General features: G+C 34.3%; 12 protein-coding genes. 2 read left to right on the plus strand and 10 right to left on the minus strand.

Going from position 1 to position 15,518, the window contains the following annotated elements:
- Positions 1-11: 11 nt before the first annotated feature.
- The 8 genes from hemN to C8C87_RS05005 all read right to left on the minus strand — a co-directional run bounded on the left by hemN (position 12) and on the right by C8C87_RS05005 (position 10,269).
- Entirely contained in the window at positions 12-1,376 is a 1,365-nt protein-coding gene (gene hemN / locus C8C87_RS04970; RefSeq protein WP_121341666.1) for an oxygen-independent coproporphyrinogen III oxidase, read from the minus strand.
- A 131-nt stretch (positions 1,377-1,507) separates the two neighbouring features.
- Positions 1,508-1,984, minus strand: coding sequence for a hypothetical protein (locus C8C87_RS04975; protein WP_121341667.1), 477 nt, complete (start codon positions 1,982-1,984; stop codon positions 1,508-1,510).
- Between the two features lie 115 nt (positions 1,985-2,099).
- A complete protein-coding gene (locus tag C8C87_RS04980; RefSeq protein ID WP_121341670.1) occupies positions 2,100-2,447 on the minus strand; it encodes a hypothetical protein in 348 nt (115 codons plus the stop codon).
- A 143-nt stretch (positions 2,448-2,590) separates the two neighbouring features.
- On the minus strand, positions 2,591-4,603 hold the full coding sequence (locus C8C87_RS04985; protein WP_121343293.1) for a DUF349 domain-containing protein: 2,013 nt from the start codon (positions 4,601-4,603) through the stop codon (positions 2,591-2,593).
- 328 nt (positions 4,604-4,931) lie between these two features.
- The gene (locus tag C8C87_RS04990) at positions 4,932-5,681 is read right to left on the minus strand and encodes a shikimate dehydrogenase (protein ID WP_121341672.1); all 750 of its coding nucleotides are present in this window, start codon (positions 5,679-5,681) and stop codon (positions 4,932-4,934) included.
- 2 nt (positions 5,682-5,683) lie between these two features.
- On the minus strand, positions 5,684-7,078 hold the full coding sequence (locus C8C87_RS04995) for a tetratricopeptide repeat protein (protein ID WP_121341675.1): 1,395 nt from the start codon (positions 7,076-7,078) through the stop codon (positions 5,684-5,686).
- A gap of 305 nt (positions 7,079-7,383) precedes the next feature.
- The gene (locus tag C8C87_RS05000) at positions 7,384-8,571 is read right to left on the minus strand and encodes an aspartate aminotransferase family protein (RefSeq protein WP_099715856.1); all 1,188 of its coding nucleotides are present in this window, start codon (positions 8,569-8,571) and stop codon (positions 7,384-7,386) included.
- A gap of 66 nt (positions 8,572-8,637) precedes the next feature.
- A complete protein-coding gene (locus C8C87_RS05005) occupies positions 8,638-10,269 on the minus strand; it encodes an OstA-like protein (protein WP_121341677.1) in 1,632 nt (543 codons plus the stop codon).
- Between the two features lie 275 nt (positions 10,270-10,544).
- On the opposite strand from C8C87_RS05005, the gene C8C87_RS05010 reads away from it, so the two are divergent.
- Together C8C87_RS05010 and C8C87_RS05015 are read left to right on the plus strand one after the other, a co-directional pair.
- A complete protein-coding gene (locus C8C87_RS05010; RefSeq protein ID WP_121341680.1) occupies positions 10,545-12,413 on the plus strand; it encodes an alpha-amylase family protein in 1,869 nt (622 codons plus the stop codon).
- A gap of 44 nt (positions 12,414-12,457) precedes the next feature.
- Positions 12,458-14,263, plus strand: coding sequence for a glycoside hydrolase family 13 protein (locus tag C8C87_RS05015; RefSeq protein WP_121341683.1), 1,806 nt, complete (start codon positions 12,458-12,460; stop codon positions 14,261-14,263).
- A 121-nt stretch (positions 14,264-14,384) separates the two neighbouring features.
- Here C8C87_RS05015 and C8C87_RS05020 read toward each other — a convergent pair whose 3' ends face one another.
- Positions 14,385-15,158: a superoxide dismutase gene (locus C8C87_RS05020; protein ID WP_121341686.1), complete on the minus strand. Its 774-nt coding sequence runs from the start codon at positions 15,156-15,158 to the stop codon at positions 14,385-14,387.
- 89 nt (positions 15,159-15,247) lie between these two features.
- A complete protein-coding gene (locus C8C87_RS05025; RefSeq protein WP_121341689.1) occupies positions 15,248-15,517 on the minus strand; it encodes an acyl-CoA-binding protein in 270 nt (89 codons plus the stop codon).
- Position 15,518 lies beyond the last annotated feature (1 nt).

The following is a 15,518-nucleotide window of genomic DNA, read 5'->3' on the forward strand; positions in this document are numbered from 1 at the left end:
ATTGTGAAATATTAGATTGTCATCGAAAATAATTCGGTTTCCGGTGCTTTTCTTTTCAAACGTAAATCAAATGCCATACAAATATTTCGAACATAAGGTTTCCCTTTTTCTGTAACGGCAATGCTATTGTTTTTAATGATTACTAAACCATCATTTTCCATTTCTTTCAGTTGAATTAATACGTCTGGAATTTCGTTGAAATAACCTTCTTTGTTTTTCCAGGAAGTTTCAAATTGGCACATTAAATTCAGAATGTGTTTTCGGATGATGAGGTCTTCATCAGTCAATAAATGTCCTCTGAAAATCGGTAATTTGTTCCATTCTAGTATTTGATAATAATCTTCTAAATTTTTTACATTCTGTGCAAAACTGTACCAACTGTCACTGATGGAAGAAACTCCCAATCCAATCATCAATTGTGTTTTTGATGAGCTGTAGCCCATGAAATTACGGTGCAATGTTCCATCTTTAAAAGCTTTATATAAACTATCTGTTTCCAAAGCAAAATGATCCATTCCTATTTCTTGATACCCGTTTTCGTACAATAGTTTTTTACCGGTTTCATACAGCATTCTCTTTTTATCATCTTTTGGAATGTCTTCATCGTTAAAACCGCGTTGTCCATTTCCTTTAATCCAAGGAACATGCGCGTAACTATAAAATGCCAAACGGTCGGGCTGTAATGATTTTGTTTTCTCAATCGTATCAATAACATCTTCTATTTCCTGAAAGGGCAATCCAAAAATGATATCATGACCTATGGAAGTATACCCAATTTCTCTAGCCCAAAATGTAACTTTTGCCACATTATGAAAAGGTTGCAAGCGATGAATTGCTTTTTGGACTTTTTCGGAGTAATCCTGAACACCAAAACTTACTCTTCTAAAACCTAAATCGTAAAGCTTTTGTAAATGTTCGTGTGAAGTGTTATTCGGATGGCCTTCAAAACTAAATTCATAGTCTTTGGCTTTATTTGCATGAGAAAAAATACCATTTATTAAATCCTCTAAGTTTTTTGTAGAAAAAAATGTGGGAGTTCCTCCGCCCAAATGAATCTCTTTTATGATTGGTTTCTCTCCAAGGATTTTACAATATAATGTCCATTCTTTTAAAACGGCCTCTATATACGGATTTTCAACGCCATGATTTTTGGTAATACGCTTGTTACAACCACAAAAAGTACACAAGCTTTCGCAAAAAGGCAAATGAATATATAAACTGATTCCTTCTGAAGTATTACTTTCTATAAATGATTTTTTTAGCGTTTCAGCCCATATTTCATCTGAAAAATCAGTTTCATCCCAATAGGGAACCGTTGGATAACTGGTGTATCTGGGACCTGGAACATTGTATTTTTGAATTAAAGAATTTTTCATGGCAGAGTCATTTAACGTTAATCAAAAGTAGAACGACCACTCAAATATTAAAATGATAATTATCATATCGAGAGAACCTTTTGCAAAAAAAAGAGGCTTCAAAAACCTCTTTTACAGAACAAATCAGTTTCTTAAACGGTTATACAATCCTGAATCATTTTTGCCCATTTTTTGGCTAGTTGATGATCTTCATACAAACAAACTTGACCTATTTGATCATTTTCAATTTTGTAAAATGAAATATACTCTGTTTTTTTAGCTTCTTTGTATTGAAATTCAAATTCAATTTTTAGAATTGTATCACTATTATTTTCCGTAGTTGGAACTAGTTTGCAAGATTGAATTGTATTTAAATCAACAAAAGAAACAACTTCTTCTTTTGCATTAAAATCAATCAAAAGAAATCCTTTGTTTTTTTCGTCTAACGCCAAAACTTTTTTGTTTTGTGTTTCTGTCAATTCAAAATTAAAGCGATTGTTTTGGCTGAATTTGGTTTTTATATTTTTGATTTTTGTTTTGTTAATAGAGTTTGAGTGAATCACATAGAAAAGAGGAATGGCAATTATAAAAGTTAGTGCCAGACCAATTATTGTTACGGATGTATCCATTTTTTTATTTTTTAGTTATTTGTAAAGCATGATGATCTGAACCGAAAACCCAAAAAGGAATCAATTCAAAAGGGAAGATTAATCTATCTTCTAATTACGAAATTAGTGCTTCAAATCACCAAAAAAAATGGAAAGGAAAAAGTAGGAGCGAAACCATTTCACATCGATTGATGTCTTGTTTCGCAAAGCGAATAAAGAATATGCTAATTTTAAAATCCGGAATTGCTATCAGAAAATTTTCCAGATATTTAGCAATCGTATAATCCGGAGTTTTATGATAGGAAGTAAACGGATTGCTTACTTGAGGTTGTATAAAATCTAAAGAATGGATGCTGTCAAGAGAAACGGAAGAACTGGATTTTTCCAATTGAGTTGTATGAATAGCAGCTTCACTTGCACTAAGAGCAAATAAAAAAGCTATTAAAAGCCCAATAAAAACAAGTGTTTTTCGAAAAAAATCCATTTTGCAAATTTAAAATTTGTCACCCGATTTATATAACTTTTTCTAATAAATGAAAGTTAAAATTTAGTGTTAGGTAGTTTTCTCCCATAAAAAAACCTCGAACTGTTTAAGATCGAGGGTTCTATTTTAACGTTAACTAAGATTTACTCTTGGTTTAGATTTCTCAGTTGTTTTAGTTTTTCTTTCCAAACATCAAGACTTTCTTTATGAATAGCGATGTTTTTACGAACTTCTAATACTATAGAGTTTTCTTTTTTTGCATTTCTGGTATTGGTAAAGAATTGAATGTTGTTTTCCAATTGGAAAATTTCATTCTGCACTTCATCAATCTTACGCATTAAGAAAATCTTTTCGTTGTCCAGTTTTCGAGTGTCATTGCTTTCTGATAAATGATCCATTCTATTAGCAAAACGCATCATATCAGTATCTTTTTTGCTCAAACTCAATTTTTCAAAAAGAGCATCCAAAATTTTATTGAATTTCCCTTCAATATGTCTTCTTGGGAAAGGCACTTTTCCAAAGTTTTTCCAGGTTTCGATATGCAATTTGATTGCATCCAAATCTGTTTTATGATCTCCGGTCAATTGAAATTCTCTCAACGTTTCCAAGTAGGCTTTTTTATTATCAAAAGCTTCAACTTCTTCACCGTTTTCCTCATTCTTTTGCTCTTTTAACTTGTCAAAATAATGATTGCACGCATCTTTAAACTCTTTCCAGATTTTATCCGAATATTTTCTTGGCACATGTCCTATCTGTTTCCATTCATCCTGAATTTGTTTCATGATAGGAGTAGTCGCAGCAAAATCTAGACTTTCTTGCAATTCTTTAGCTTTGGCCACAAGAGCTGTTTTCTTGCTTAAATTGTCGTTTTGATCTTTTTTAATGTCTTTGTAAAATGAATTTTTGAAAGAATTGAAATTTCTGACAGCAGTTTTAAAACCAGCCCAAGTTTCCTCATTCACATCCGAAGGAACTTTTCCGGCAGAGAAGAAAGCAGTACGCAACGCTTCCACTTTTTCTATTTGAGCAAGCCATTGAGTGTGTGCATTTACTTTTTCAGTAGCCAAAACTTCAATCTTGGCAATAATTTCTTTTTTCTTTTCTAAATTCTCAAGTTCTGTTCCTCTTTGATTTTCGAACAAAACTTCACGTTTATCATGCATTTGTTTGGTCAAATCGCTAAACTTGTTCCAAATGGCATCACGATGTTCTCTGGAAACAGGACCAATGTCTTCTTTCCAAATTCTATGTAAATCCTGCAGTTCTCTGAATGCTTTGTTGATATCGGCTTCATTCACCAATTCTTCAACACGAGCAACAATTTTTTGTTTTTGCTCTAAATTATGTTTGAAATCTAAATCTCTGGCTTCTCTGTCTAAATGCAGGTAATCATAGAAATTTTCAACATGAAAATGGAAATTATTCCAAACGTGGTTGTATTTATCTTTCGGAATTGGTCCGGCAGTTTTCCATCGTTCTCTTAAATCATTAAAATGTTTTAAAGTGTCTTTGATGTTTTCCTGTGGGTTGATCAACTCTTTCAATTCCTCAACAATAGCCAAACGGTTTTCTAAATTTGTTTTTAGATTCGTTTGTAAACTCTTGAAATGGGTGTTTTTAGTATCTCTAAAAAGAGAATAATATTTGTCAAAATTTGTTTTTAGTGGAGAATGATATTGAAATTCTTCATTTGGATCTTGATTTTCTGCTAAGAACTCCTCTTTTTTCTCTTCAAGAAGGTGGTTGTATTTAGCCAAAAATGCTTTTTTGATTTCTTCAATATGCTCCTTAAACGACATTACTTTTTCATTGGAAACCAAACTTTTCAGCTCGTCTACCAGTTCTTCAAGTGATAAGGTATCATAATCCTGCATTGGAATTTCGTGGCGTTCCTTTAACGTTTCGTCCTCACTTTCGGCAGCATTTGTTTCGGCAATCGCATCTAGTACAGTCTGGTTTTCAGTCTCTGTAATAGGCTCATTAGCTAGCAACTCTTCATCATTTAGAGTTACAGCATTATCTTCTGCAGGAATAGTAGTAACAGTGTCACTAGTTTCCGTTTCCAAAACTTCTGATTCTATTGGAGTAGATTCAACAGAATTGTGTTCTAAATTTCCATCTGCCTCAAGCAGGTTATCATTCTTTTCTTCTAACATTTTTTCAATGTGTAAGGTTTCTATTTTTTTATCGAACACGAAAGATAGTAAAGGAGCATGAAATTTCAAAATAAATCCTTCTATTTATAGTCGTTTTAGGTTAGGAATCAGCTCTTTTTGAAGCAATTTCCTGCTGTTCGCTGTATCTTTTTTGTTCGCCGAAAAGACGAACAAAAAAGGATGCCGCTGCCATCAGGGCTAGGGTTCTGGGGTTTTAATTATAAATTTTTTTCTCGAGTTCGATATGTTATTGCAAACAAAAAACCACTCCAAAAGAGTGGTTTTTTACGTACTCGAATACGTGTAAGAAGTTAACTCCGTATTTAGATTATTTATTCCAAATTTTCCAAGCTTTCTCTGCTTGAAAAATGAGCATATCCAAACCATTTTTGATTTGTGCTCCATGTTGTTTGGCTTTTTTAAGGAATTGTGTTTCAGCAGGATTATAAATCAAATCATAAGCAATATGTTTCTCCGTGAAAAATTCGTATGGAATTAATGGGAACGCCTCCACATTAGGACTCGTACCTACCGGAGTCGAGTTAATTATGATTTGGTAATTATCAAATGTCGTTGCGTTGATTCGGTTATAGTCGATTGCATTTTCTTTGGCTTCTCTTGAAACAAAAGTATACGGAATATCAAGCTCGTCCAAAGCAAAAGCGACTCCTTTAGAAGCGCCTCCTGTTCCTAAAATCAAGGCTTTTTTATGGTGCGGTTCCAATAACGGTTGTAATGATTTTTTAAAACCATAATAATCTGTATTGTAGCCTTTCAACTTGCCTTTTTTGGTAATTTTGATAGTATTTACAGCACCAATTAGCTCTGCTTTTTTAGATAATTTATCCAGAAATGGAATTACAGTTTCCTTGTACGGTATGGTAACATTCAATCCTTTTAAATCCGAAGTGTTTTTAATTACCTCCGGGAAAGCACTTATCTCGGGAATATCAAAATTTTCATAGGTACAACCTGCAAAGTTCTCACTATTGAATTTATCTGTAAAATATCCTTTAGAAAATGAATAACTAATGTTGCGTCCTAATAATCCAAAGCGTTTTCTAACTATGTCAACCATTATTATTTTTTATGTTTTGCAATATAATTCTGTACCATTTTTTTTGCCCAAACTACTGGAAATAAATCTTCTAAAAGAATATAATTATCAAAATTTAATCGTAAGGCATTGCTCAAATGGAATTTTGCTTTTGTATTATCAGTTAACATAAAATACAATCCAGCCAAACGGTATTCGATTTCATTCTCTTCCGGAAAATACTCTGAAGCTTGTAATAAGGTTTGTATAGCGCTTTCAAATTCTCCTAAAAACTGAAGAATATCCACCCAGAATAACCAAGTGTCTAAACCATAATCACCAAATTCCACCGCTTTTCGGTATCCAAATTCAGCTTCTTCAAAGAAGTTCATTTGTTTATTGATAGTCGCAAAACGTTTCCAATACAAACGATTTTGGTTGTCAATAGCTAATGCTTTGTTGACATAAAATAACGCTTTTTGGTAATTTTTTTGACGAACGTAAAAATCAGTAATGGCAATCCAACCTTTATCTAAAAGTGGATCTTCATGCACGGTTTGATTGAAATATTTTAATGCTAATGCTTTATTGCCCAGTTTTTCATAACATTTCCCCATTCGAAGTAAAGCATACGAAGTCGCATCATCTAATTCGATGGTTCTGCTGTAGCTTTCAATGGCTTCATCGTATTTTTTTAATCGCTCAAAAGCTTTTGCTTTTTCCATGAAAGCACCAAGGAATTCATCATCAATTAAAGTGGCATAATCAAAGGCACGAATCGCATTTTCATATTCTTTAACTCCATAATGCAAACGACCCAGTTGATGCCAGGCGATTTCACTGTAGGGGTTTTTGTCAATGTATTTATTCAAATAGGTAATTGCTTCTTGGTTTTGATCTAAAAACTCAAAACAATATACAACGTTGTACAACGCTGATTGGTCTTCCAAATCTTCTTCTAAACACTTGATAAAGCTTTCTTTTGCCATTTCAAGATTGTCCATAAAAAGATATTCCATGCCTATTAAATTATAGACATCGGCATAATCATCGGTATATTTTAAAGCTATTTTTAATAATTCAACTGCCTTTTCGTGTTGGTCTCTTTTAGAGCAGATATTGGCTTTTTGAATGTAAATTTCTTCATTAGTTGGTTCAATGGCATACAACTCATTCAATAGCTTTTCGGCTAATTCGAGTTTGTCATCATAGACTAGCATTTCCACTTGAACTAATTTTAGTCCGGTAGATTTTGGGTGTTGTTCCAATGCCAGTTTCAGAGCTTTTTTTGCCAAAGCGGCCTTACCCATATCGAGATAATGAAGAATAATTTCTTCAAATTCTTCGGAGTCAAAAAAGAGCACTTTGTTGGTTTTCAACATGGACTCAAATTTAGACAGGGATAAGTTATAGTCTTCTTCTTCGTTGCTTAATTGCATACTGTGTGTTTTTAATTTGGCCTAAATAAATTTAGGTAATCGTGCGTGTACTGTGAGGGAAAGTTAGAATTGTTGTGAACAATTTAATTAACAAAAAAGCTTTGGTTTAAACGGATGCCATAGCCCTGATAAGAGTGGAAATCCTTTTACTTTTTGCTGCCAAAAAGTAAAAGATTATAACGGATAGCAGGACACGAGCGAAGCGAACTGACGAAGTAAATAGCTCCCAATTTTAATAATTGTTTTGAATATCTATTTGATATGTAATCAGTGTTGCTACTTCTGAAATCAAAAATTGTTAATCATCATTCTTCAATCATCATTTCATCCATTACTTCAAGTATGATGCTGCAACCTTCTCGTATTTCTTCTTCAGAAATGGTTAGAGGAGGTGTTATTCTAATGGCGCAACCTTCAAACAGTAACCAGAATAAAATAAGTCCTTTGTCTTGACATTTGAGAATCACTTCGTTTGTTATATCGGCACTTTTTGTCATAGCTGCCAGCATCAATCCTTTTCCTCTTATTTCTTCTATCAAAGGATGTACCAAAAGTGTTCTGAATAGCTTTTCTTTCTCCATGGCTTCGGCCATAAGGTTGGTCTCAGTTATTTCCTGCAAAGTCGCCAAGCAGGCTGACGCAATGACAGGGTGACCTCCAAAAGTAGTGATATGACCTAGTTTTGGATCATGACTTAGCAAATCCATTATTGTTGATGAAGCCGTAAAAGCACCTACAGGCATTCCGCCGCCCATTCCTTTTCCCATCACCACGATATCAGGAACGACATCATAATTTTGAAATCCGAAAAGTTTTCCGGTTCTCCCAAAGCCCGGTTGGATTTCGTCGAGAATCATCATCGCGCCCACTTCGGTACAGCGCTCGCGCACTTTTTTAAGGAAATCATTGTGTGGTTGAATAAATCCGGCACCACCCTGAATGGTTTCCAGGATAATTCCTGCGGTTTTAGTCGTTATTTTTTGTAAATCATCTTCGTTATTGAATGTGATAAAATCAACATCAGGAATCAACGGACGAAAGATTTGTTTGCGTTCTTCAAATCCCATGACGCTCATAGAACCCATAGTATTACCGTGATATGCATTGTGACATGAAATCAACTGGCTTCTTCCTGTGGTACGTCTGGCGAGTTTTAACGCGCCTTCAATGGCTTCGGTTCCTGAATTCACCAAATAGGTTTTGTCTAAAGTAGCGGGCAGGAGCGAGGCTAATAATTTGCAATATTGAACCGCAGGACTTTGAGAATATTCCCCATACACCATGACATGAGAATATTTGTCCAGCTGATCTTTGATGGCTTGATTGACTCTTGGATGTTGGTGTCCCAATGCACAAGCGGAAACTCCAGCCACAAAATCCAAGTATTTTTTAGAATTAGTATCGTAAATATAAGAACCTACCGCGTGTGAAACTTCCATGCCCAATGGATACGGTGAGGTTTGCGCTTGGTATTTTAAGAAATCGGTATTCAAAATTTATTTGTTTAATCGTTTATTGGTTTAGTCGTTTTCATAAAAACTGAATACTGCGACTGAACACTATTTTTTCCCTTTCTTCTTATCGTAATTCAGGGTTTCTTTCCTGATTTTCATAGGAATATCTTCTTTGGCTTCAGCGGCCTCGGTTGCTTTCGCTATTTTATCATTGTCTTCATTTTCTTCAGGCGGAAAAATATCGTCTTTGGATTTTATTCGTTCATCGCCTCGCCAGACTAATCCTCGCAGTTTTCTTGCGTTCTCCGGCAACTCTTTTTCAGGATAGATTTCGCCATCTACTTGCTGAAAAAAGGTAATGGTTTCGATCTCATTTTTTTCTAAAATAAGATTGATTTTACTGCTCACATTTTTGTTGATACCAATAAGTTCTTGTGCTTCATTCCGCATATAATAGATGACTTCAGCATTTTTTACAATATCGACATCATGAAGTTTTCCTTCCTCAAATTTGCCATAGAGATTTTGTCCCTTGACCTGATTATAGCCGGTTCCCAGGGTGTCTTTGGAGACTATAAACGTATTGTTGAGCACTTTGAGTGAATCTAATTTTTGAGTGGTATTATTGCCTATAAGATGCATTACATCACCTGTGATTTGGTTTTCTGCGTTCCAAAGTATCGGATTTCCAATCATTTTTGTCAAAGCTGTTTTGGAACTCGAATGAATCGAATCACATTTGCCACTCATATCAGTTTTAAAAAATCGGACATTATTGAACGCTCTGATAATTCGGTTTCCTTCTTTTCCGGTAACCATTAATTTTTTTCCGTGGATGTAAACTGAGTCATTTTCGACAAAATTAACCGCAACGGCTCTTTTGGTCACAAACATAGAATCGAGTTTTTTATACACTTCGGCATAATGTCCTTTTACGATTCCGCGATTGATGGAATCCGTTATTTTTACATTGCGTGTTGCCGATGCAAATTCACGGTTGCGGTCATAATATAAACTGTCTCCTTTAATCACCCGGTCATCGTATCTGATGTATGATTTATTCAGAAAATGCGCCAGATTTTTTTTGGTGTCGTAAAACCCTTTTTCGGTATAAATATAATTGGCTTTACTGGTAATTGTTGATGGCCCAAAAAGATAGGAATGTCCGGAATTACTAAAATAATCCAAGTGATTTGATTTGATTACATACGTTGGATTTGTGATGGTAACCGCAGTCAGGAATTGGAATTTCTTTTGTTTTACATAATATCTTCCTGAATTACTTTTTAGCGTATTGTCTTTATTGGTAATTGTCCCTGGCGTATCGTAAAATACTTCTTGGATATTTCGGTCAAAATTAATTATTTCTGTGGTCAAAGTTGCATCTGGAGAACTCATTACAGCGTCACCGGAAGCATATGCTTTTTTTACATTTCCATTGTATTCCGCGTATTTACTGTTTAGAAATAAAGTGTCTCCTTGCACCATCTGTACATTTCCAAAAGCCTTGATGTAGTTCTCCTTTTGGAAATAATACGCTTTATTACAGGTCATCACCACGCCATCATGATTGACACGTACGTTTCCGATAAGTAATAATGCATCCGGAATTTCTACCTGGTTTACATCGGCAAAATCAGAGTTTTCTACAATAATTTTTTTTGGGGCTTGCGCCAAAACTAAATTAGTAACAAGCAGTATCAAACAATAAGGAAGGAAAAATATTGATTTCTTCAATGGATTTATTTTTTGTCAAATTTATGAAAAAGGAAACAATCCTAATCTATATTAGGATTTATTTATAATTAGTCAAAAAGGCGGTAAAAGCTATTGTTGTCTCTCTTTAAAGTTATCAACAAATGGCCTTACTCCTTCGATGTAGTTTCTGCTTATGTGCATAGAATTATTTAATTTCAAACGATATAGACTTCTTTTATTTAAAAAATATTAAATTTAAAAATTGATACTCATTTTATTATCAAAAGAATTGAAATCGGTATATATAATTTTATATGATGAAAAAAATAACTATTGTTGCAGGGATAAGCGTGGTGCTTTTGGCAACAGCTTGTAAAACAAAAGATTTAAAAATGAATGCAGAACAGAAAGAGTCAGTCTCTAATAAGAAAGAAGTTGTATATCAGGTTTTTACCCGATTATTCGGAAATAAAAATACTACCAATAAACCTTGGGGAACCATTGAAGAAAATGGAGTAGGGAAGTTCAACGATTTTACCGATACTGCATTACGGGAAATAAAGGATTTGGGTGTTACTTATGTTTGGTATACCGGAGTTCCGCATCATGCTTTGATACGGGATTATTCGGATATTGGTATTTCCAATGATGACCCGGAAGTGGTAAAAGGGCGGGCAGGTTCTCCTTATGCCGTAAAAGATTACTACAATGTAAATCCAGATTTAGCCGTAAATCCAGCGAATCGTTTGCAAGAATTTGAGGCTTTGATTGCGCGAACTCACAAAGCGGGATTAAAAGTGATTATTGATATTGTTCCGAATCACATTGCACGTAAGTACGAAGGAAAGAGTAATCCGGCAGGTGTTAGAGATTTTGGTGCTGATGATGATACAACTGTTGAATACAAAAGAGATAATAACTTTTATTATATTCCAAATACGCACTTTGAAATTCCCGATACGGATAAACCATTAAATGGAGAAAAGAATCCTTTAATTGATGGTGAATTTGAAGAAAGTCCCGCAAAATGGACCGGAAACGGTTCTCGTTTAGCTAAACCTGATAAGAATGACTGGTACGAAACCATAAAAGTAAATTACGGAATTCGTCCGGATGGCTCCAAAGATTTCCCGGAACTTCCGGCTGGTTTTGATACCAAATCGTATCAGGAACATTTCGATTTTTGGAAAGCAAAAGACGTTCCGGATTCTTGGGATAAATTCAAAGACATTGCTTTGTATTGGACCGCAAAAGGAGTTGACGGTTTTAGATTTGATATGGCCGAAATGGTTCCGTATGAATTTTGGAGTTATATGAATTCAGCCATTAAAGTAAATAATCCAGATGCTTTTTTATTAGCCGAAGTCTACAATCCTAAAGAATATAGAAATTATATTCATTTAGGTAAAATGGATTATTTATATGATAAAGTAGAAACCTATGATAAATTAAAAGATATCATTCAAGGAAGATCTTTACCAGATGGATTATCAGACATACAAAACGGAATGGCAGATATTGAGCATCATATGTTGCATTTTTTGGATAATCATGATGAACAGCGTTTGGCTAGCCCGGAATTTGCGGGAACACCGCAAAAAGGAAAACCTCTGATGGTGGTTTCAACAACCATAAGCACTTCGCCTACGATGGTTTATTTTGGTCAGGAAGTAGGAGAGGCCGGAAATGAGAATGCAGGATTTGGAACTCATTCCAGAACATCAATCTTTGATTATATTGGAGTTCCGAATCATCAGCGTTGGATGAATGGAGGGAAATTTGATGGAGGTCAATTATCGCAGGATGAAAAAGAGTTGCGTGATTTTTACAAAAGAGTATTGAATTTTTCTTTGAACAGCCCGGCTTTGATGGGGAAATACCAAGAAATTCAAACATTAAATCGCCAAACTACTCAAGGCTACGATCCTGGAATTTATGCGTTCACACGCTGGTCTGATACTCAAAAACTAATCGTTGTTACTAATTTTTCTTGGCTTACCACTAGCAATTTCGAATTGAAAATTCCTTCAGATATCATTCAAAAATGGAATTTGAAAGATGGAAATTACACATTAACAGATCAGTTATACAATAAAAGTTCCGTTCAACTGAAAGTTTTGAATGGTGAAGGAAAAGTACAAATTACAATCGCACCTTCGGAATCGTTTATTTATCAATTGTAAGACATTCTTTAAAATTAATTTTTAAATCTTTAAACTCATTTTTAATGACAAAAATATTCACAATTTGTTTACTGTTTTTAATTTCCTTGGTAACCTTTGCACAAAAAGATTTTACGCCTAATTGGAGTAAAGGAGTAGTTTGGTATCAAATATTCCCGGATCGGTTTCATAATGGAGATCCTTCAAACGATCCAAAAGTGAATGATCAAGATGGTGCATATCCTTTTGATATAACTTCTGATTTTCAAATTCATCCCTGGACAAGCGATTGGTATGAATTGCAGCCTTACGAAAAGAAAAATGGTAAAGATATTTATTACAATCTTCAACGCAGACGTTATGGTGGAGATTTGCAAGGAGTTATTGACAAGTTGGACTACCTGCAATCATTAGGTATTAACGCTATTTATATGAATCCTGTTTTTTGGGCGCCTTCTTCACATAAGTATGATGCATTGTGTTACCATCATATTGACCCATCATTTGGTCCAGACCCTGAAGGTGATAAAAAATTAATTGCAAATGAAGACCCTTTAAATCCAGAAAAATGGGTTTGGACAAAAGCAGATTTACTGGCGCTAAAACTTATTGATGAAGTACATAAGCGTAAAATGTTTATCATTTTTGATGGCGTTTTCAATCATTTGGGAGTAAACAGTTTTGCTTTTCGTGATGTGGAGGAAAAACAAGAAAAATCAGCCTACAAAGATTGGTTCATGGTTGACAGTTGGAAAGATGCTGTAAAAGGTACTAAGTTTGAATACCAAGGATGGTTTGGTATAAAAACGTTGCCGGAGTTTAAAGAGGATAACACAGGAATTGTTTCGGGGCCAAAACAATATATTTTTGACGCTACAAAACGATGGATGAATCCTATGAACAAAGGAGCTCAATACGGAATTGACGGTTGGCGATTAGATGTAGCGTATTGTATTGCACATCCTTTTTGGAAAGATTGGCGAAAATTGGTAAAATCAATTAACAGCGAAGCTTATCTGACGGCTGAATTAGTTGATCCTATTGAAAAAACAAAACCTTATTTAAGCGGAGACGAATTTGACGCTACGATGAATTATAATTTTTCTTTCCTAGTACATGATTTTTTTGTGCAAGATGTGAAAGGCATTTCTGTTACCCAATTTGATACTCAGTTGAAGGAATTGCGTGAAGGATTTGGAGAAGGAGTTGCAATGAATATGCAAAATCTGGTTGGAAGCCATGATGCTACTAGAATAGGTAGTGCGGTAGCAAATCCTGATGGGAAGAAATTTAGTGACTGGGGAGCGTATTTTAATTGGAGCCAGAAAAGTAATAATACCAATTATATTGCTCGAAAACCCACTGTACAACAATTGAAAAAGCAAAAACTTATAGCTGCATTTCAAATATTATATTTAGGTTCGCCAATGATTTATTATGGTGATGAAGCAGGTATGTGGGGTGGTAATGACCCTGATTGCCGTAAACCGATGGTATGGAATGACAAAAAGTATAACCAGGAAATATTCAATCCCGACCAAAGTAAACACGAAGCAGATGTAGTAAACTTCGATACGGATTTGTTTAATTGGTATAAAAAAATCATTAGTTTACGCAATCAGTACAAAGCTATTAAAGTGGGGAATTACACAACGATTGCAACAAATGATGCCGAAAAAATATATGCATTTAGTCGCAAACTTGGTGATGAAGAAGTAATTGTAATCATTAATCGAAGTGATAAAAATGTTAACTTCACGAATCCCATTTTGAAAAAAGGGAAATACAAAGATGTTTTTACTAAAAAAGGAATCAAAAAGTTGACTATAAAACCTATGGATATTGTTGTGCTGAGCAATAGTATTCGTTAAGTGCCTGAAATATTTAGTAAGACTCAGAGTTAAAATAGAAAGTCTAAAAGAATAGTTTATTGTATAAAAAAATGCTGATATAAATTTATATCAGCATTTTTTTTAGTTTGAATTTAGTGAGTTATTTGATCAAAGTAGCATCGTAATTTTCTTCTACTTTTTTCCAATTGATTACATTGAAAAATGCATCGATATAATTTTTTCTACGGTACTGATAATCCAAATAATAAGCATGTTCCCATACATCTAAAGCTAATATTGGAGTTCCGGGAATAAGTGCATTTCGCATCAAAGGATTGTCCTGATTTGAAGTACCGGTTACCTGAAGTTTTCCAGATCTGTCTACAATAAGCCAAGCCCAACCGGAACCAAATTGTTTTGTAGCTTCCTCTTTGAATAAGGTAACAAAGTTTTCAAATGAACCAAAATCTTTACTAATTGCTTCAGCTAGTGCATTTGTTGGTTCGCCTCCTGCTTTTGGAGCCATACATCTCCAATATAAGGAATGATTGTAAAATCCACCGGCATTGTTACGAAGCACAGCATCGTTAGGATCTAATTTTGACAATACTTCTTCGATTGTCAAATTTTCTAAAGGCGTTCCTAACACCGCTTTATTCAAATTATTGGTATAGGTAAGGTAATGCTTGGAATAATGCATTTCTAAAGTCGTAGCTGATATACTTGGTGCCAAAGCATTGTAAGCGTAAGGCAATTTTTCAAGCTGAAAAGAGCCTTCATCTGCTTTTACATCATCGGGAGATCCCATGATGGCAACTGTTTGTTCGGTTGTAGGTAAAGGGACTTCAACAACTTCAGTTAATTTCTTATTGTTGCAAGAAAGTAAAGTGATAAATAAAAATAAAACAGAAATTAAAAAATTTAGCTTTTTCATATGAAGACAATATTTTTTTAGCATAATATGGTATCGCCATTCTTCATCCCTGTATGTGATTTGGAATCAAGGCGATTTCATAATTTGTATTATTTTTTGATCAGTGTGTTAATTATTTCAATGTATTGTTCTTTGGCTTGATCAGGAGTTAGATGACTAATTTGCATCCAGGCATTGGTTTTAAAAGCATCTCTCAAATGGTATGATGATGTTTGTTTTAAATCTAAAGTCCCAAAAGTTGCTTGTTTATAAAAAGCATAAAGCCGCAATTGGACATCTTGAGGTAAAGATGCCTGCGTCATTTTAGAAGCTATTTCTACTGCTTCTAAAAACCGAGTATCTAAATCTTTTTCAATCATG

This window comes from Flavobacterium sp. 120, from assembly GCF_003633605.1.
Lineage (GTDB): Bacteria > Bacteroidota > Bacteroidia > Flavobacteriales > Flavobacteriaceae > Flavobacterium > Flavobacterium algoritolerans.

What these genes read in the sequence shown, in the direction of transcription:
- hemN (WP_121341666.1), bottom strand. Translation starts at nt 1,376, where the DNA reads ATGAAAAATTCTTTAATTCAAAAATACAATGTTCCAGGTCCCAGATAC.
- C8C87_RS04975 (WP_121341667.1), bottom strand. Translation starts at nt 1,984, where the DNA reads ATGGATACATCCGTAACAATAATTGGTCTGGCACTAACTTTTATAATT.
- C8C87_RS04980 (WP_121341670.1), bottom strand. Translation starts at nt 2,447, where the DNA reads ATGGATTTTTTTCGAAAAACACTTGTTTTTATTGGGCTTTTAATAGCT.
- C8C87_RS04985 (WP_121343293.1), bottom strand. Translation starts at nt 4,603, where the DNA reads ATGTTAGAAGAAAAGAATGATAACCTGCTTGAGGCAGATGGAAATTTA.
- C8C87_RS04990 (WP_121341672.1), bottom strand. Translation starts at nt 5,681, where the DNA reads ATGGTTGACATAGTTAGAAAACGCTTTGGATTATTAGGACGCAACATT.
- C8C87_RS04995 (WP_121341675.1), bottom strand. Translation starts at nt 7,078, where the DNA reads ATGCAATTAAGCAACGAAGAAGAAGACTATAACTTATCCCTGTCTAAA.
- C8C87_RS05010 (WP_121341680.1), top strand. Translation starts at nt 10,545, where the DNA reads ATGATGAAAAAAATAACTATTGTTGCAGGGATAAGCGTGGTGCTTTTG.
- C8C87_RS05015 (WP_121341683.1), top strand. Translation starts at nt 12,458, where the DNA reads ATGACAAAAATATTCACAATTTGTTTACTGTTTTTAATTTCCTTGGTA.
- C8C87_RS05020 (WP_121341686.1), bottom strand. Translation starts at nt 15,158, where the DNA reads ATGAAAAAGCTAAATTTTTTAATTTCTGTTTTATTTTTATTTATCACT.
- C8C87_RS05025 (WP_121341689.1), bottom strand. Translation starts at nt 15,517, where the DNA reads ATGATTGAAAAAGATTTAGATACTCGGTTTTTAGAAGCAGTAGAAATA.